Origin of the sequence: Ochrobactrum teleogrylli (assembly GCF_006376685.1) — a bacterium.
GTDB classification, from domain to species: domain Bacteria; phylum Pseudomonadota; class Alphaproteobacteria; order Rhizobiales; family Rhizobiaceae; genus Brucella; species Brucella teleogrylli.
This window is the reverse complement of sequence record NZ_VEWL01000001.1, coordinates 19381-37628: the sequence shown is the minus strand read 5'-3', so window position 1 is coordinate 37628 and position 18248 is coordinate 19381. Positions and strand designations below refer to the sequence as shown.

The following is an 18248-nucleotide window of genomic DNA, read 5'->3' as shown; positions in this document are numbered from 1 at the left end:
GGACATCACAGGTTTCTAATAGATTCCTGACTGGAAGCGTCTGCCTCCCAAGCTTCGTGCGCGCCCCGCGCGAAACGCGTCCAGCCAGTCAACAGGAGTTACCATGAAGTTCATCAACGCACATGGCGCGGCCATTCCCGCGCTTGGTTTCGGCGTTTTCCGCATGTCGGATGCCGAAGTGGAAGCCATCATTCCAGCCGCACTGGAAGCAGGTTTCCGCCATTTCGACACCGCCCAGATTTATCAGAACGAAGCAGCCCTTGGCCAAGCCTTGCAAAAGGCAGGCGCGCGTCGTGACGATCTGTTCCTGACCACCAAGGTCTGGGTCGATAATTATAGCGAAGAGAAATTCGCCTCTTCCGTAACCGAAAGCCTGGACAAGCTGCAAGTCGATCAGGTCGATCTGCTGCTTCTGCACTGGCCAGCCCATAAAGTATCGATTGTCGAACAGGTTGACCTGCTGAGCGCGGTTCAGGCTTCCGGCAAGACGCGCTTTATCGGCGTCAGCAACCAGAATATCGCGCAGATGAAAGAATCGATTGAACGCAGCCCCGCGCCGATCGTGACCAACCAGATCGAGGTTCATCCTTATCTCGACCAGAACGCGATTGCCGCAGCCGCCAAGGAAGCAGGCGTTGCCATCACCGCCTATTTCGGCATGGCCGATGGGGCGGTTCCGCGTGATCCGGCGTTGCAGGCCATTGGCGCGAAATACGGCAAGACCGCCGCACAGGTTGCGCTGCGCTGGCTCATCGAACGCGGCTTCATCACGCTTTCGAAGACCGCCAAGCCGGAACGTGTCGCGGAAAACTTCGACCTGTTCGACTTTGAACTCAATTCTGAAGACATGGCAGCGATTGCAAAGCTCGCCCGTCCCGATGGACGTCTGGTCAGCCCTCCCGAGCTGGCGCCTGTCTGGGACAAGTAATACGGAGATTTCGCTATGAGTGCTTCAACCGCTCAGACAAGCGCAACCAGCGCGGCCGGTTTCAACTGGCCGCTGCTTGCGCTTGCAATCGGTGCCTTCGGCATCGGTACCACCGAATTCGCGCCGATGGGCCTGCTGCCTGTCATCGCCGATGGTGTGAACGTATCGATCCCGACCGCTGGTCTTCTGGTCAGCGCCTATGCCATTGGCGTGATGATCGGTGCGCCGATCATGACTTTGGCCTTTGGTCGCTTCGGCAAGCGCACCGCGCTGATGCTGCTGATGGCGATCTTCACCATCGGCAACATTCTCTCGGCAATGGCGCCCGATTACTGGACGCTTCTTGCCGCACGTCTGGTGACAAGCCTTAACCACGGCGCGTTCTTCGGTCTCGGCGCAGTTGTTGCGGCCAGCGTCGTGCCGCCGGAAAAGCGGGCCAGCGCGGTTGCGACCATGTTCATGGGTCTCACCATTGCCAATATCGGCGGCGTCCCGGCAGCCACCTGGATCGGACAGCAGATCGGCTGGCGCATGTCGTTTGCGGGAACTGCGGTTCTCGGCCTCGTCGCCATTGTCGCGCTCTGGCTTTCGCTGCCGCGCGGTGAAGCGGGCAAGATGCCCAATATCCGTCAGGAACTGGGCGTTCTGATGCGGCCAACCGTGTTGAAGTCGCTGGCGACAACCGTGATGGGCGCAGGCGCGATGTTCACGCTCTACACCTATGTTGCCGCCGTTCTGGCTGATCGCACCGGCGCTTCGGAAGGTTTCGTGACGCTGGCGCTCGTCATTATCGGCGTGGGCTTTACCATCGGCAATGCGCTGGGTGGCCGTCTGGCCGACTGGTCGCTCAATGGCGCAACGCGGATCTTCCTCGCCATGCTCGCAGCCGTCAGCTTCGTGCTGCCGTTCGCGCTCAACAGCCATGTCGGCGCGCTCATCAGTCTGCTGGCCTGGGGTGCTGCGGCATTTGCCATCGTGCCGCCGGTTCAGATGCGCGTTATGCAGGCCGCAGCCGAAGCACCGGGGCTCGCTTCGTCGATCAATATCGGCGCATTCAACCTTGGCAATGCAGTGGGCGCTGCTCTGGGTGGCGCGGTGCTGAGCGCTGGCTACGGCTATGCCGCTATCCCGGTGGCCGGAGGCCTTCTGGCTGCAGCGGGTCTGCTCTTCACGTTGTCACGCCGCCCGAAAGTGGAGCTAGCCGCTTCGGCTTGCTGATAAAACCTGGCTCCGGCGCGCGTTTCGTTAATCAAGCGTGCGCCGGAAGCGCAACAGCGCCATCGTGGCAAAGAGAACAACGAACAGGATCAGCGCATTCACCTCGCCGGCGATGTCGGCAAGGGTTGCGCCTTTCAGCATGACGGCGCGCACGATGCGCAGGAAATGCGTGAGCGGGAAAATCTCGCCCAGAGTCTGCGCCCAATCCGGCATGCCCCGGAACGGGAACATGAAGCCCGACAGCATCAGCGACGGCAGGAAAAAGAAGAAGGTCAGCTGCATGGCCTGCATCTGCGTGCGCGAAGCGGTCGAAATTGTATAGCCAAGCAGCACCAGCGACAAAACGAAGATCAGCACGCAAGCCAGAAGCAGCGCCAGCGATCCGACGAACGGCACGCCGAACAGAAGCTTTGCCGCAACCAGCACGACCACCACCTGCACCGCGCCGACAGCCAGAAACGGCAGCACCTTGCCCAGCATGATCTCGGCAGGCGTAGCGGGCATAGCAAGCAGGTTTTCCATCGTGCCTCGCTCGGTTTCACGGGTCAGCGCCATGGCCGTCATCATCACCATCGTCATTTGCAGGATGACCCCGAGCAGACCGGGCACGATATTATATTGCGACACGCCTTCCGGGTTGTAACGGCGATGCACGATCACCTGCAGCTGGCTGCTGGCGGCACCCGTCGCTTCGGCCTGTTTGCCCTGCTCGCGCAGCAGCGCCTGACTGGCCACGGTGCCGAGCGTCGAAATCGCCCCGCTTGCCACCGATGGATCGGTCGCATCGGCTTCGATCAGGATTTGCGGCGCATCGCCCGCATCTACCCGCCGCGCGAAGTCGGAAGGAATGGTGACCACGAAAGAGACTGTGCCGTTGGCGAGCAGCGCTTCGGCTTCGGCAGCGCTTTGAACCACATGATCAAAGCGGTAATAACCGGTCGTTTCCAGCGCCGAAATCATCGCCCGGGTGTAATGATCCTGACTTGTCACGACGACCGCGCTTGGCAAGCTTTTCGGGTCGTTGTTGATGGCAAAGCCGAACAGCAGAAGCTGCATCAGCGGCACCATCAGCATCATGGCGAAGGTGATGCGGTCGCGCCGCATCTGGATGAATTCCTTCATCAACATCGCGCCAAGACGCTCGAATGAAAACCAGCTGCCGGTCATCCTTTGCTGCTCCCGGCCTTGCTACTCCCGTCGCTTCCCGCTTTCGACATATTGTCCTGCGCATTGGCCATGAACTGGATGAAAACATCCTCAAGGCTGGTTTCGCCCGCCTCGATCGCGAGGTCCTTCCGGTGTCTGATCTTGTCGAGCGCCGTTTCAAGTTTGGCCCGGTCGGAGCCTACAACATGCAGCGTCGCGCCGAATGGCGCCACCTGCTCGACACCCGGCTCGTTCTCCAGTTCGCGCGCGACATCGCTGAGCCGTTGGCCGCTGACAATGAACGTCGTAAGCCCCGCCTCGGCGATCACATCCTTGACCGTTCCCGTCGCCAGAAGCTTGCCATAGGAAATATAGCTGATGCGGTGGCATCGTTCGGCCTCATCCATATAGTGGGTTGAAACCAGCACCGTCAGGCCGCCATCGGCAAGGCGGTGTATCTCGTCCCAGAAATCGCGCCGCGCCTTGGGATCGACACCGGCGGTCGGCTCGTCCAGCAGCAAGAGCTTCGGCTTGTGCATGATACAGGCGGCAAGCGCCAGCCGCTGTTTCCAACCGCCGGAAAGCGTTCCGGCCAGCTGGTTGCCACGCGATGTCAGGCCAAGCTCTTCCAGCGTGCGCGCGACGTGCTCCCGCACCGGCTTCAGCCGATAAAGCCGCGCCACGAATTCCAGATTTTCGGCGATGGTCAGGTCTTCATAGAAGGAAAAGCGCTGCGTCATATAACCGACCTCGCGCTTGATCTTCAGCCCTTCCGTGCGCAGGTCAAAACCGAGCACCTGCCCCTCACCTTCGTCGGGGGTCAGCAGGCCGCACATCATGCGGATGGTCGTGGTCTTGCCGGAACCGTTCGGCCCCAGAAAGCCGACAATCTCGCCCTCCGCCACCGACATGCTCACATGATCGACGACGGTTGCATCGCCGAACCGCTTCACCAGGCCTTTGACATCGATGGCGTTCGACATAATCGCGTCCGCCTACCTGTTCGCCAGATCGACATCGACGATCTGGCCCGGCTGGAGCGGCGAAGCCGGATCGACCGGATGCGCCTCGACGAGATAGACAAGTTTCTGGCGCGTTTCGAGCGAATAGATCACCGGCGGCGTAAATTCAGGGTCCGGCGACACATAGCTCACCTTTGCTTTCAGGTCTGCCGCGCAGCCATCGCAACGGACCGACAGCAAGTCGCCCACCCGGACGGAGGAGAACTTGGCTTCCGGGATATAGACTTTTAGCTTCACAGCGCCGTCCGGCAACATGGTCAGCACCGGCGCGGTTGGCCCGGCAGTATCGCCCGGATTGCGGATGACATCGGTGATCCGCCCGGCAGCGGGCGCAACGATGGTGCGCTTGGTCAGATGCCAGCGCGCGGAATCAAGCTGCGCGGCAGCGCTCTTGACCGCATTTTCGGCGGCCTTGATTTCTTCCGGGCGGGCGGGCAAGCGCCCCACGGCCAGATTGGCCATGCTCTGATTGATGGCCGCTTCGGCGACCTCCACACTAGTTTTGGCATCGTCCAGCTGGGCCTGCGTCATCACCCCGCGCTTGGTGAGGTCCTGCGTACGCAACAATGTGCGCCGCGCATCATCGGCCTGCGCATTGGCGGTGCGCACCGACGCTTCCAGAACCGCAATTTCATCCGGGCGTTTGCCCACCTGCAAATCCGCAAGCTTCGCCTCGGCCTGCGCCAGTGCGGCTGCGGCCTGCGCAACCGCAATCTTCGCATCCGTATCTTCGGTAAGCGCAATCGGCTTGTCCGGTTCCACGCGGTCACCGCGCTTCACCATGACGGATTGCACCTGCGCAACTTCGAGCGGTGCGAGCTGCACGAACTCGCCTTCGACATAGCCGACGGCCAGCGGCTGGCTGCTGCATGCCGCAAACAGATAGGACGCGAAAGGAACGATACAGAGAAGGCTCATTACACTTCGTCCTTATTGTGCTGCGCATCGCGGGCGGCAAGAATGGCGAACAGATTTTGCCGCGCAACGGCTGCAACCGCCCTGGCCTCATCGGGGCCGAAAGCCGCCCAGCCCATGCGCCGCTTCACCGCCTCTTGCCCGATCCGGAAATAGACGACCTGCCCTAACAGCGTGAAAATAGTGAGGCGCGTCTGCTCGCTTTCCGCCGCTTCGCCGGTCGCCGCCTCCCAGACAGCGCAAAGCCGTTTGTGGGTCGGCTCGAAAACGCCGGAATAGATGCGGTCGAGCGCTGCGGTCGGATGCGCCAGTTCCCGCAACAGAAACTGAACGATTTCGCCGGACGCCGGTTGCGCCACGATGAACTGCACCATCCGTTCCAGCGCGACGCCCAGCTGCTGACGCGCGGCCTCCTTCGTCACCGCGGGCTCGCCGATTGCCCCGGAATGACCGAGCGCCTGACCGGCAACGCCCTGTATCGTCTCGACGATATAGTCGGCGGCGGCAAGCCGCAGACCTTCCTTGCCGCCGAAATGATAGGCGATGGACCCGATATTCGCCTTGGCAAAACCCGCAATTTCGCGCGTCGACGTGGCGTCGTAGCCTTTCGACCCGAACAGCCGCAATGCCGCATGGATCAACGCCATGCGCGTCTGATCACTGGGGAGCGATGTTTCGCCTTGGCCAGTGGCGCTGGCCGGACTAGTGCGACGGGGCGGTTTCATAGGATGATTTAATCAATCGATTGATTAAATGTCAAGTTGTCGAAAACTGCGGCATGCATCGCGCAGTTTTCGGTCGGATTGAGTGCGGTTTTACGAAGGCCCTTGCCCGTCACTGCGCGCTGGCAATGACTTTCTCCAGTCGCGTCTGAACGATCTTCGGTTTTTTGGCGGCGACGATCTGATCGAGATTGGCTGGATTGTCGCCAACAGCGATCAGCGCCACCATACCCATCGCAAAATGCGGCGTGCATTTGACGAGATATGCGCCGGGCTCCGTGACGGTCAGCACATAGGTCTCGTTCATCTTGCTTTTGAACGGGGCCACGCCTGCCGGAAGCATGTCCTTGACCGACTCGACATAGTGCCCCTTATCCACCGAAATAAAGGTTACCGTGTCGCCCGGCTTTGCCTTGATATAGGCCGGTTCGAACACCATGACGCCTTCAGCGCCCTTGTTCAGCATGTGAACTTCAATATTTTCAGCAAAAGCGGGCGCAGAAAGAAGGCCCAAGACACCGGCGGCAAGTCCCAACGCGGTCATACGCATTTTCATGTCGATCTCCATCACGAGCACCGCCGCTGCCCGGGCAGACAGGCCGAAAGCGCCCAAACATGCGGGCAAAGCAGCCCGCAATCAGAAATCTAGTCCCGCTGTATCAGGTTTTCCTTGATTGCAATCAAGGAAACTTAAAACTACGCGCCGACGGGCATGACTATTTCATTGAGTATCTGGACAGGATGCCGGATGGCGCGGCTTTCAATCGCCTTCACCTGCGAGCGGCAGGAATAGCCGGTCGCCATGATGATATCCCCCTCGCCGGACGATGCGAGGATGCCGTTCCAGCTTGCAGCGTACAGCTTTTCCGAAATCGGGCGATTGCGGACCTCATGGCCGAACGTGCCCGCCATGCCGCAACAGCCTGTTTCCGGCACATCCAGCTCCACGCCGATCTGTTGGAAAACGGATTTCCACTGCTTCATCGAGGATGGAACATTGCTGCGCTCGGTGCAATGCCCGAGGAGACGCAGCCGCTTTTCACCCGCCATGGTGTCAGCGCTACGCAGACGGTCGCGATGGGCGTCCAGCCATTCCTGCATCAGATTGACCTGCGCCTTGATCCGCGCCGCCTCGACCCCCTTATATTCGCTGCGATAGGTCAGCGTCATGGAAGGGTCGAGACCGACCAGCGCAATGCCCATCTCGGCCAGTTCGTTGAGATAGCGGATGGATTTCGCTGCGGTTTTCTCGAAAGCGCCGAGATAGCCGTGAACGTGCAGGGCCTTGCCGTTCTGGTTGGGTGCGGCGAGATAGGGCGTGAAGCCCATCTTGCGCGCCAATTGCAGCGCGGCCAGCCCGACAGCCGGGTCGAAATGGGCCGTGAAGGCATCCAGCACGAACACCACCGCCTGTTGCCGCTGCGCCTCCGTTAGTTTGCGCATCCGCTCCGGTGTTGCCACCGCCACGCCCATGCGTCGCGCTTCACGCGCCAGTGACAAAGCAGGCATTTCCGGCAGCGCCGTCAGCCCGGCCCGACGCATCAGCGCCTGCCCCAGAGATGACCCAACCCATACATTATAGGCGGGCTTCAGCCGCGCAAACAAAGGCAAGGTGTTCTCGATGCTCGCCACCATCATATCCTTGATCGGGCGGGCATAGCGTCCATAGTAGATTTCGAGAAATTTAGCCCGGAAGGCCGGAACGCTGACCTTGACCGGACATTGCCCGGCACAGGCCTTGCAGGCGAGGCAGCTATCCATCGCCTCGCGCACTTCATGCGAGAAATCGTTGCGATTGGCGGGGTTGATCGAGTTCCACAGCCTTGCGGGCAGCGTGCGGATTGCACTGGCACTGCGGGCTTTTCCTGCTTCCTTGCGCGGGTCTTTCCCGCTCTCCGCCATCAGGCGCAGCCATTCGCGCATCAGCGAGGCACGGCCCTTCGGCGAATAGCGACGGTCGCGCGTCGCCTTGTAGGACGGGCACATCAGGCTCGCATCGTCGAAATCGAAACAGGCGCCATTGCCGTTGCAATAGGCGGCGTTGTCGAAAGCTTCGCGGATTTCCAGACCGATGATCCGGTCGAACTGGCCGCGCAGCGGCACCTCATCGATCTTCAGCAGTGCCTGCGAGGCGGGCGCTGCGATCTTGCCGGGATTGAGCCGGTTGCGCGGGTCGAACAGGCCCTTGATTTCCTGCAGGCTTGGATAAAGCGCGCCGAAAAATTCCGGTACATATTCCGACCGCACACCCTTGCCGTGTTCGCCCCACAGAACGCCGCCATATTTGCGCGTCAGCGCAACCACGCCATCGCTGATCTTGCGCACCAGTGGCTCGTGATCAGTCCGCGTCAGATCGAGCGCCGGGCGCACATGCAACACGCCCGCATCGACATGGCCGAACATGCCATAGCTTAAACCCTCGCCGTCGAGCAGCGCCCGAAACTCGCGAATATAGGCGGCAAGATTCTCCGGCGGCACTGCCGTATCCTCAACAAACGGCACCGGACGCACCGGCCCATCGACATTGCCGAGCAGACCGACCGAGCGCTTGCGCATGGTCCAGATCTCCTCGATATCCTTTGGATCACGCGCAATGGTGTAAGGCTTGCCGCCATCGGACTGATCGGCATCAAGCGCAGCAATCACTTCGCGGAACTTGCTCTCCAGCTCTACCGCGCTGTCGGCCACCAGTTCCACAATGTTGATGCCATTGGTTGGGCTGCCGCCATCATCCGGGAAAAAGCGCGCAATGCCCGGCCAGACAATGTCCTTCTTGGCAAGACCCAGCACCTTTTCGTCGATGGTTTCGACGGAAGCGACCTTCAGCGCCACTAGCGCGCGGGCATGTTCCAGCGCGGTGTTGAAACTGTCATAGCGAATATTGATCAGCAGCGCATGGGCCGGGATCGGCAGAAGATTGACCTCGACCTCCGCGATCATCGCCAGCGTGCCTTCCGATCCGCACAGAATGGCGTTGAGATCGAAACGCCCATCCTCGCGCCACAGATGCTTCAGATCATAACCCGTCATATACCGGTTGAGGTTCGGGAAAATCTCGTCGATCAGCGCCCGTTTTTCGGTCGCGATGCGCGCAACAGCGCGATAAATTTCACCGATACGGCCGGGCTTCTGCTGCGCTTCCGCCAGCGCCGGGCCGTCGAGCGGGCGTGACCACAGTTCCTCGCCATTGGCCAGGACGACATTGAGCCCCAGAATGTGATTGCTGGTCTTGCCATAAAGACACGACCCCTGCCCGCAGGCATCCGTGCTGACCATGCCGCCGATGGTGGCACGGTTGGAGGTGGAAAGCTCCGGCGCGAAGAACAGGCCATGCGGTTTCAGCGCCTTGTTGAGCTGGTCTTTCACCACGCCCGACTGGACGCGGGCCACGCGCCGTTCCGTGTCGATGTCCAGAATGCGGTTCATGTGGCGCGAGCAATCGACCACAATACCGGAGGTGAGCGACTGGCCATTGGTGCCGGTGCCGCCGCCGCGTGGCGAAATCACCACGTCGCGAAATGCCGGTTGTTCCAGAACCGATGCAAGGATTTTCAGATCGTCCGTGCCTTTGGGAAACACGATGCCGGTCGGCTCTACCTGATAGATCGAATTATCGGTGGAATAGACGGCACGCGAGCTGTCGCCGACTTCCACGTCACCTTGAAAGCCCGCCTGGGCCAGGTGCTGCGAGAGTTCGAGTGTGAGGCCGTTGAGGGGCTGTTTCCTGATCAGGGACGGTATCATGCGGGACTCAAAAAATCTGCATCGCCATGGGCGGCACGCCGCATGCCGGAGTGGTCCCACTACGCTATATGAAAAGCAATGTCGAGGCTCTCCGATGCCGCGATTGCCGCAGGCTTCGTCTAACACTATAGTTGCAAATTCGTCAGGCCGTGGCGAAAGGAGTGATTTTCGAGTACCGGAGCGGAGCGTACTTTTGGGTACGTGAGCACCGGCGCACAGGAAATTGCTCGTTGCAGACCGGCATGGCGAAGAATGCAGCTGTAGTGTTAAACGCGCTCAAGCTTTACGTGAGGCAGCGGCGGCAACTCGACTTCAATCGGATCGTCAGCGCGCACATGCCCACCAGCGAGAACGATGGTCATGACACCAGTTTTGCGGATCACTTCGCCATCCGGCATCTTGTCGAGCACTGCCGAAAGAAGGCCTTTCTGGAAGTTTTCAATCTGCGGGCATGGATTACGCAAGCCCGTCACCTGCAACACCACATCCTTGCCGATTTTAAGCAAAGCGTCTCTCGGCAAGCCCAGCAAATCGACACCCCGCGTGGTGACGTTCTCGCCAAGATCAGCAGGCGCAATCTGAAAACCTTTTTCCGACAGTTCGTCGAAAAGTTCGGCCTGAATGAGATGCACCTGTCGCAGATTGGGCTGGGTCGGGTCCACCTTCACGCGTGAACGGTGTTTCACCCTTGTGCCCTGATGCGCATCGCCCTCGACACCAAGCCCGGTCAGGATATTGATTTCCGGTACGGGCTGCTTGGAAAAACGATGTTCACCATCGCGTGCAACGGCCACGACAAATCCACCACCCATGATTCCCATCCCATCGTTGCTCTGGCCATTTGTGTAGCGACCAAATTATTGTTGCAGAGAAGGTTTCTCGCAAAGGAAAAACACTCCCGGCCTGCTATCATAGGTTATAAGACATTTATTTGAATGCAGGCAGGACGAGGCGCAGATTGCAACAGAAAAACGCGCATAGCGAGTTTCGCTGGGGGATATGGGGAACTGGCGCCATTGCCAGCGCCTTCGCAGCCGATATCGCTGCCGTTGAAGGCATGCGCGTTTCCGCCGTCTGTTCGCGTACACTGGAAGCGGCGGAAGCTTTCGGCAACCGTATCGGTGCCGACAAGACCTTCAACACGGTCGGCACATTCCTTGCCGACCCGGATATTGATGCGGTCTATATCGCAACGCCCAGCGCCATGCATGTCGCGCAGACCTTGCAGGTCATTGCCGCAGGCAAGCCCTGCCTGACCGAGAAACCGCTGGCGCTTGATGCCGCTGGCGCGGGGCGTCTTTCCGCGGCCAGCGAAATCAGCGGGACTTTCGTGATGGAGGCAATGTGGTCAAGGTTTCTTCCCGCCATACAGGCAGCGAAGCGCCACATCGAGGCCGGCACCATCGGCAAGGTCACGCGCATCGAAGCGGACCTCTCCTATCTGCGCGCCTATGACCGGCAGAGCCGCTTCTTCGACCCGGAACTGGGCGGCGGGGCAGCCTTCGACCTCGGCGTCTATCCGGTCTCGCTGGTGCTGTTCTTTCTGGGTCAGCCGGAGCGCTCGCAGGGCCGCTGCAAACGCGCCGATAACGGCGTCGATCTGCGCACGGAGATCGAACTGTTCTGGCCCGGCGCGGAAGCCCGGCTGTCCTGCGGCTTCGACCGGGATGGCGACAATCGCATGCTGATCACGGGCACCAGGGGCGCGCTGTTGTTGCACGGCCCTTTCCTGAAGGCCCAGCGACTGACTGTCTATTCCGCTGGTGCATTGAAATCGCCCTTCGGACCGGGCAAAGGCTCCGGCCTGTTTGGCAAAATCATCAACCGCCTGCCCCTGCCGGGTCGCAAAATCGAAAACCATACCTTTTCCGGCAACGGGCTTCAGTTTCAGGCGCTTGCCGTGCGCGATGCCGTGCGCAATGGCGCGATTTCAAGCCCGGTCATGCCTCTGACGGACAGCACAGCCGTGGCGGACATCCTGCATCGGATCGTATCGAGCGATTAGAAACTGCTCTTCATCTGATACGGCACCGCGCTGTCGCCAGCATTGTTGAGCGCCAGCGCGATTTCGGTAATGTGCAGCGCCACATCACCGGAAAAGAACGCCGTCGCGCCCGTTTCGATGGCGCGCGCCTGATCGGCGATACCGCGTGCAAAATCGATCTGCGACGGGTAAGCAGGCAAAGCGGATTTACCGTCCTTTGGATAGGAGAGCTTCTTTCCGGCAACCGGCTTCCACGACAGGAACTTGCCGATCCGCACTTCAAGGATGATGAAAAGCCGCGCCCAGAACCGCGTCTTTTCATCCGCCTTTTCAAGCCGCACGGCAGAGCGGTTGTCCCACAGATCGTCCACGCTGATCGAGCCCTTGTCACCCACCACCGTCAGGCTGCGGTCGCGCGGCATGGCGAGACCCGATGTCAGCCGCGCCACGAGACCCGACTTGAAACGCAGGCAACCGACCGAAAAATCGGGAGCCATGTGGAGATGTTCCGTGCCCGGCCCCTTGTCGGGAAAGGTGATCGCAGAAAACGCCGTGACGCTTTCCACCGGGCCGAACAGCGAAACCAGCCATGACAGCGCATAGCCTGCATGTTCGAGCGTGCAGCCGATTTCAAATTCGTGCAGGCCGGGCCAGGCCGCGCCGGAGGCCGAGCGCCATGTGGACCATCTGTCGCGAAAAACGGGGCCATCTTCCATCTGCGCATAGACAAGACGCGGCGTGCCGATAGTGCCTAGGCCTGCGGAAACCAGCTTCTGCGCATCGCTGAGACCGTTGGCGGGTGCAGCGGCCAGCGTCAGGCCGCGGCTCGCGGCAAAATCGACCAGCGCGCGCGCCTCATCGAAACTCATGGCGAGCGGCTTTTCGGAATAGACATGCTTGCCTGCGGCGAGTGCCGCCCGAGAAATTTCATAATGGCTTTCCGGCGTCGTAAGATTGACCACGATCTGCACGTCCGGGTCTGCCAGCACGGCATCGAAACTGTCATAGACCTGCACGCCATAATGCGCCGCAAATGCCTTGAGCCGCTCCGGCGACCGATCATAGACGCCGCGCAGCACCAGTTCGGGATAGTTGCGTAGGGTGGTCATATAGTAATCGGCGACGAAACCCGTGCCGACAATTGCAATATTCATGAATGATCTCCGGTAGAAGCGGCCAGCCTTTTCGGTATGCTGATTCTGGATGTCAGTCGCAGCCCGAAAATCCCCAACAAGGTGGTGAGCCAGACCGGGTCCACGCGTCGGAAGAAGAAGCTTTCCATCATCGCGTTCAACGTGCAGAAGAACACGATCATCAGAAAGTAATCGGCCAGAAGCAGGTTTTCGCGCTGCGGCCTGCACCGCATATAATTGACCAGCGGCATCACGATGATCACCGCCACGCCGCAAATCAACCCCGGAATGCCCATGGCGATGACCAGATCGAGATAGCCATTATGGGCATGGACCATGTTGCGCACATCCCAGCCGAGATAATAAGGATTGGCCGCCTCCAGCGCGATGGGCGATTTCCAGAAGCTTTCATAGCCATAGCCGGTCCACAATCGGCCCGGCAGATTTTCGATTGCAAATTGCCAGATCGACACGCGCCCGGTGAAAGTCGCGTCAATGCCGAGGCTCTCGACAAATTGGCGGACCGGATCGAACAGCACCGTCCCGAAAGTAAGGAACGCGAACAGGAACTGAATGGAAAAGATCGCCGCAACGGTCAGAAATCGCAGGCCGAATGCACCCGGCACCATCACCAGCAACATGGCCATCGGCACCAGCGCCATGGTGGTTTTCGAGCCGGTCTGCGCGACGAAGAACAAGGCCGACAGGCCGATCAGCGCGCCGCTGACGCGCCAGCCCCGCCGCCAGAGATAAAGCCCAGAAAAGGCGAAGGCGGCCATGACGGGACCGGCCACATTCTTGTGGCTGAAGACACCGCGCCAGAGATAGGAGTTCTGCGGTTCGATCGGGTCTGCACCATGAGTTGCCCCCGCGGGCAACAGCACCACACCCGCATAGGAAATAACCAGCACGACAGATGCCACCGTCATCAAAAGCCGTGCATAGCCATCGCCGTCCTGCGGCAGCGCGAGAACCGCGACAACACAGCAAACGCCGATCATCGTGAAAATGGCGCCGCGCATGACCACAGCCGGATAGATACTCTGCATGAGCGACGCGAATAGCAGGAGAAACATCAGCGACCAGCCGAAGCCGACAATCCGCGCCACCTTTCGCGGGTCGGCCAGCGTGGCAAGCGCCAGCATGGCCATGACACCCAGAAGGCTGAAACCGAGCTGGTTGATGATATCGCCACCGCCACCGCCATCGGTTTCCGGCTCGGGCATGAATGGGCGAAACGAAATCATCAAAATGCACATGATGATCATGGAGGCAGCGAGCGCCACCTTCCGCATTTGCGCACGGTGCGCGCCCGCAACCCCGGCTGCGACAGCACTGGGTGCGCCGCTGTCAGTTTTTGTCCGGGTTGCGATACTGCTCATGCTCATATCCAAAATGCGCCATGACCCGGCCCAATCCGACATGGATATAGTAGGCGCCGACGGAAACCCAACGCGCCTGAACCGCCTTGTAGACCGCCTTGAACGGCGAAAAGCCCAGCAGAAGCGCGCTCTTGAGAAAGACCCGCGCCGCGCTGAACGGTTCGTTCTTGCGCTTGCGCCGCTCCATCATGGTGGAAATCATGCCATTGCGCAAACCGCGCGCGCGAATCCAGTCGGCTTCCAGCCGCCGCGCCGGGACGGTTTCACGCACCGGGGCTTCCGCGCACCAGCCTGTCTTGAAACCCTTGGCGACGGAACGGCTGATGAAATCCGAATCGCCGCCGCCGGTGAAGTTGAACATCGGATCGAGAAACGGAAAACCCGCCGCTTCCAGCACAGGCCGCGCCACAGCCAGATTGCCGGATGAATAGAGCGTCGGCACCGGTCCGCTCTGCTGATAGGTCGGCAGGAAAACCGGATGCCGCGCCCACGCCTCCGAGCCCGGGCGGTCGAAAACCGGCACCTGCGGGCCACCGACCAGATCGACGCAATAGCGTTCCGCCGCAGCGATCATATTTTCCAGCCATGACGGGTCGGCCAGTTCGTCGTCATCGATCACCAGCACATGCTTCATGGCGGGGAAATAGCCAAGCGCTGTCAGCCAGGCCGCATTATAGGCGTTGCAATTGCCGCGCTGCATTTCCACGATCACCAGACCGCGATAAGTGCCCGCCGCAAAAAGCGGTGCCGCGACCGCCGCGCCCGCGCGTTCCTCCGCCTCGTTTTCCACCACGATGATCGCGAATTGCCGTCCGGTCACCTGCCCCTTCACGCTTTCCAGCGTGCGCAGGAGATGTTCGGGGCGGCGAAATGTCGGCAGCGTCACGACCACCTCGACATTTGCAAAATCCAAATGGGGTGTTTCAGCAATGACTTGAATATGATCGGGAAGCTTCGGCGTTCTGTTGTCCATTATATTTTCAACCGCCGCCCTATTTCCCAATGCAAAACCAATTGGCACTTTTGCCGGAAATGCCCTATTTTTGACACGTAAACTTCTCTATGCCACATCAATTCTTCAATCGGTGCGGTTGTACTGAAAAACAGCGCTCCATCCGATTCAACAAATTGTTTTCAAGCCCTTATTACCAGCCGAGCGTTTAAGGATCATTTACACCGCGCGGCTATGAATCGGGGAATAAGAAATACGGCATATCCGCAGGAGTCGAATTGCAACCGTTGCGTCTTGTCTTCGTGACATCCCTCGTACCCCACGAAGATGCTTCGACTGGATATGAAGTCGCCAATGCCGCTGTCATCGACGGGCTGCGCCGGGCGGGTGCACAGGTCACGGTCATCGGCTTCACATGGCCCGGGCGTAAGGCTGCAACCGACCGTGATGTCGTCGTGCTGGGCGAAGTGGAAGTGCGCACCGAAGGCGCAAGTGCGGCGCAGAAAATCGGCTGGGTGGTCAAATCCTTCCTGACCGGGCTGACGGTTTCCTCCGCCAAGCTGCGCGTCATTTCCCCGATGAAATTGCATGACGCCATTGCGGCTTGCGGCGATTTCGACGCCTATGTGCTGAATGGTGTTGCCCTGCCGGGCGCGTTCGAAGCGGTATTTCGCGACAAGCCATCGCTTTTTGTCGCCCATAATGTGGAACACCGCTCAGCGCGCGAAAACGCCGAAGACGCCAAGGGCATCATCCAGAAACTTCTGTTCGCCCGCGAAGCCCGCATTCTCAAGCGGCTGGAAAAGCGGCTCTGCGACAATGCAGATTTCGTCTTCACCTTTGCCGAGGATGATGCGCCAGCGCTGGGCCTGTCGCAGACAAAAGCCGCGACCTTCCCGCTGGTCATGCCAGCCGGGCGCGTATCGGCCAAACGCGATATCGCCTATGACCTCGCCTTGATCGGCACCTGGACATGGCACCCGAACCGGATTGGCCTTGAATGGTTCCTCAAAGAAGTGAGGCCTTTGCTGCCCGCAAATATATCCATCGCGATCGCCGGCAGCACGCCAGCCGATCTGATTGCCGCATGGCCCGGCGTGAATTTCGTCGGCAAAGTACCGGACGCTACCGCCTTCGTTGAAAGCTGCGCCGTCGTGCCACTGATCAGCCGCGCAGGCACGGGCGTTCAGCTCAAGACCATCGAAACCTTCGAGCTTGGCATGCCAAGCGTTGCCACGCCGCATTCTGTGCGCGGCATCGCCCGCATTCCTGAAAACTGCACCCTTGCCGACACGCCAGCGGCATTTGCAGCGGCGATCCAGACGCGCATTGCCAAAGCCCGCGCAGGTGACCGTCAGATGCTCGACGGCAAGGCGTTTACCCGCTCGCAGATCGACGGCATGGATCAGGCGCTTTCACGCGGGCTGGATGCGCTCCGTCTCGCGTCAAAGCGTGCGGGCGGAGCGCAATGATGCCGGAACCAAGCCCCGTTCACGCCCGCAATATTCTCGGCATCAAGGTCACCGGTTTCAACTGGGACCAAGCGCTCGACTTTTTCGACAAGGCGCTCGAAGACGGACAATTCCTGCGCGTGGCATGGCTCAATGCCCATTGCGCCAATGTTGCCCATGCGGATGCGACCTATAGGCAGGCCTTGCAGAGTTTTCTCGTGCTGCCGGATGGGGTCGGCGTCGATATTGCAAGCAAGATCGCCTATGGGCAGAAATTTCCCGCCAATCTCAACGGAACGGATTTCGTGCCGCGCCTTCTCGGCCGTATCAAGCGGCCCCTGCGCATCGGGCTGATCGGCGGGCGGCCCGGCATCCCCGAACAGGCTGCCGAAGCTTTTCGCGCCCGCGCGCCGCAGCACGACTATCGGGTCTTTGCGGACGGATTTTTCGGAAGCCACCAGACAACCGCCATCCTCGACCGGCTCGCGGAATATCGCCCGGACATCGTGCTGGTCGCCATGGGGGTGCCCTTGCAGGAATTGTTCATCCGAACCCATATTACGGCAGCGCATTGCACCATGGCCTGCGCGGTTGGCGCCTTGTTCGATTTTCAGGCAGGCGCCACCGAACGCGCGCCGCAATGGGTGCGTGACATGCGCCTCGAATGGGCCTACCGGCTGATGCGTGAGCCGGGCCGGCTGGCCGGGCGCTATCTCGTCGGCAATCCGCTTTTCCTGTGGCGGGTCGTGCAGCATGCAGTTTCGGGATACTTCAGGCATGACAAGCGATGAAAACGGCACTGGTAACGGCAAGCTACCACAAGGATTTCGAGCGTTGCAAATTGCTGTGCGAGACCGTGGACCGTCATGTCAGCGGCTTCACCAATCACTATATCCTTGTCGAACCGCGCGATGTCCCGCTTTTCCGGCAGCTGGCCGGGCCGCGCCGCATCATTATCGACGAGCGCGAGTTACTGCCGTCCTGGCTGCGCGTGTTTCCCGATCCGACATCGTTCGGCAAGCGCCGCATCTGGCTGTCGCCCAAAACAAAACCGCTGCGCGGCTGGCATGTGCAGCAATTGCGCCGCATCGCGGTGGCGCAAGTGCTGGAGGAAGACAGCTTTCTCTACATGGATTCCGATACGGTTTTCCTGCATCCATTCGATTGCAACAGCCTGTGGCATGGCGAGCGGCTGCGCCTCTTCGTGCGCCCCAATGCGCTGGCCGATCCGAAATGGACGGAGCATCCGTTCTGGTCGGCCAATGCGGCAAAAATTCTCGGCATTCCCGAGACGAAAACCGCGCTCAATGATTATGTCGGCCAGCTGATCGCCTGGCGGCGCGACACGATGCTTTCCATGTGCGAGCGCATCGAACAGCAGACCGGACGCCACTGGGTGGCGGGCATTGGGATGAACCGTCGTTTCTCGGAATGTTTCATCTATGGCCGCTATGTGGAAGATGTGCTGAACGGTTCCGGTCACTTTACCGACACGCATGATCTGTGCCGGGTGATGTGGTTCGAGCCGCCGCCGACCGAAGCGGAATTCCGCGCTTTCATCACCGAAATGGAACCCTATCAGGTTGCCATTTGCATGCAGTCGTTTCTGGGGCTTTCAGCCGACGATATTCGCCGCATCACCAGCGGCTGA

At 60.1% G+C, this 18248-nt stretch carries 16 protein-coding genes; 6 read left to right on the top strand and 10 right to left on the bottom strand.

Annotated features, from left to right (window positions below; genetic code table 11):
* Nucleotides 1-103: 103 nt before the first annotated feature.
* Nucleotides 104-928 (top strand): aldo/keto reductase, encoded by an 825-nt coding sequence (locus FIC94_RS00175; protein WP_140023513.1) that lies wholly within the window; start codon nucleotides 104-106, stop codon nucleotides 926-928.
* A 15-nt stretch (nucleotides 929-943) separates the two neighbouring features.
* Nucleotides 944-2146 (top strand): MFS transporter, encoded by a 1203-nt coding sequence (locus FIC94_RS00170; RefSeq protein WP_140023512.1) that lies wholly within the window; start codon nucleotides 944-946, stop codon nucleotides 2144-2146.
* 27 nt (nucleotides 2147-2173) lie between these two features.
* Here FIC94_RS00170 and FIC94_RS00165 read toward each other — a convergent pair whose 3' ends face one another.
* The 7 genes from FIC94_RS00165 to FIC94_RS00135 all read right to left on the bottom strand — a co-directional run bounded on the left by FIC94_RS00165 (nucleotide 2174) and on the right by FIC94_RS00135 (nucleotide 10507).
* Complete coding sequence (locus tag FIC94_RS00165) at nucleotides 2174-3313, bottom strand: ABC transporter permease (RefSeq protein WP_140023511.1); 1140 nt, start codon at nucleotides 3311-3313, stop codon at nucleotides 2174-2176.
* Nucleotides 3310-4275, bottom strand: a complete 966-nt coding sequence (locus tag FIC94_RS00160; protein ID WP_140023510.1) for an ABC transporter ATP-binding protein — start codon at nucleotides 4273-4275, stop codon at nucleotides 3310-3312. The genes FIC94_RS00165 and FIC94_RS00160 overlap by 4 nt, the downstream gene beginning before the upstream one ends.
* A gap of 12 nt (nucleotides 4276-4287) precedes the next feature.
* Nucleotides 4288-5232: an HlyD family secretion protein gene (locus tag FIC94_RS00155; protein ID WP_140023509.1), complete on the bottom strand. Its 945-nt coding sequence runs from the start codon at nucleotides 5230-5232 to the stop codon at nucleotides 4288-4290.
* The gene (locus FIC94_RS00150) at nucleotides 5232-5954 is read right to left on the bottom strand and encodes a DUF1956 domain-containing protein (RefSeq protein ID WP_140023508.1); all 723 of its coding nucleotides are present in this window, start codon (nucleotides 5952-5954) and stop codon (nucleotides 5232-5234) included. The genes FIC94_RS00155 and FIC94_RS00150 overlap by 1 nt, the downstream gene beginning before the upstream one ends.
* Nucleotides 5955-6063: 109 nt before the next feature.
* Nucleotides 6064-6501 (bottom strand): pseudoazurin, encoded by a 438-nt coding sequence (locus tag FIC94_RS00145; protein WP_140023996.1) that lies wholly within the window; start codon nucleotides 6499-6501, stop codon nucleotides 6064-6066.
* Between the two features lie 146 nt (nucleotides 6502-6647).
* Nucleotides 6648-9695: a D-2-hydroxyglutarate dehydrogenase YdiJ gene (gene ydiJ, locus FIC94_RS00140; protein WP_140023507.1), complete on the bottom strand. Its 3048-nt coding sequence runs from the start codon at nucleotides 9693-9695 to the stop codon at nucleotides 6648-6650.
* 266 nt (nucleotides 9696-9961) lie between these two features.
* The gene (locus tag FIC94_RS00135) at nucleotides 9962-10507 is read right to left on the bottom strand and encodes an MOSC domain-containing protein (RefSeq protein ID WP_140023506.1); all 546 of its coding nucleotides are present in this window, start codon (nucleotides 10505-10507) and stop codon (nucleotides 9962-9964) included.
* A 146-nt stretch (nucleotides 10508-10653) separates the two neighbouring features.
* Between FIC94_RS00135 and FIC94_RS00130 the strand changes: the two genes are divergently transcribed.
* Nucleotides 10654-11700 carry a Gfo/Idh/MocA family protein gene (locus FIC94_RS00130; RefSeq protein ID WP_140023505.1) on the top strand — a complete coding sequence of 349 codons (1047 nt, stop codon included), beginning with the start codon at nucleotides 10654-10656 and terminating at the stop codon, nucleotides 11698-11700.
* On the opposite strand, the gene FIC94_RS00125 is transcribed toward FIC94_RS00130, so the two are convergent.
* From FIC94_RS00125 to FIC94_RS00115, 3 genes are read right to left on the bottom strand one after another with little or no spacing between them, the layout of a single operon-like run.
* Nucleotides 11697-12833, bottom strand: coding sequence for a Gfo/Idh/MocA family protein (locus FIC94_RS00125; protein WP_140023504.1), 1137 nt, complete (start codon nucleotides 12831-12833; stop codon nucleotides 11697-11699). The two genes, FIC94_RS00130 and FIC94_RS00125, sit on opposite strands and share 4 nt — an antisense overlap.
* The gene (locus FIC94_RS00120; protein ID WP_140023503.1) at nucleotides 12830-14194 is read right to left on the bottom strand and encodes an O-antigen ligase family protein; all 1365 of its coding nucleotides are present in this window, start codon (nucleotides 14192-14194) and stop codon (nucleotides 12830-12832) included. The genes FIC94_RS00125 and FIC94_RS00120 overlap by 4 nt, the downstream gene beginning before the upstream one ends.
* Nucleotides 14163-15167, bottom strand: coding sequence for a glycosyltransferase family 2 protein (locus FIC94_RS00115; protein WP_140023502.1), 1005 nt, complete (start codon nucleotides 15165-15167; stop codon nucleotides 14163-14165). Before FIC94_RS00115 ends, FIC94_RS00120 begins: the two co-directional genes overlap by 32 nt.
* Before the next feature lie 257 nt (nucleotides 15168-15424).
* On the opposite strand from FIC94_RS00115, the gene FIC94_RS00110 reads away from it, so the two are divergent.
* From FIC94_RS00110 to FIC94_RS00100, 3 genes are read left to right on the top strand one after another with little or no spacing between them, the layout of a single operon-like run.
* A complete protein-coding gene (locus FIC94_RS00110) occupies nucleotides 15425-16618 on the top strand; it encodes a glycosyltransferase family 4 protein (RefSeq protein ID WP_140023501.1) in 1194 nt (397 codons plus the stop codon).
* Entirely contained in the window at nucleotides 16618-17388 is a 771-nt protein-coding gene (locus tag FIC94_RS00105; protein WP_140023995.1) for a WecB/TagA/CpsF family glycosyltransferase, read from the top strand. The genes FIC94_RS00110 and FIC94_RS00105 overlap by 1 nt, the downstream gene beginning before the upstream one ends.
* Nucleotides 17385-18248 carry a DUF6492 family protein gene (locus FIC94_RS00100; RefSeq protein ID WP_140023500.1) on the top strand — a complete coding sequence of 288 codons (864 nt, stop codon included), beginning with the start codon at nucleotides 17385-17387 and terminating at the stop codon, nucleotides 18246-18248. Before FIC94_RS00105 ends, FIC94_RS00100 begins: the two co-directional genes overlap by 4 nt.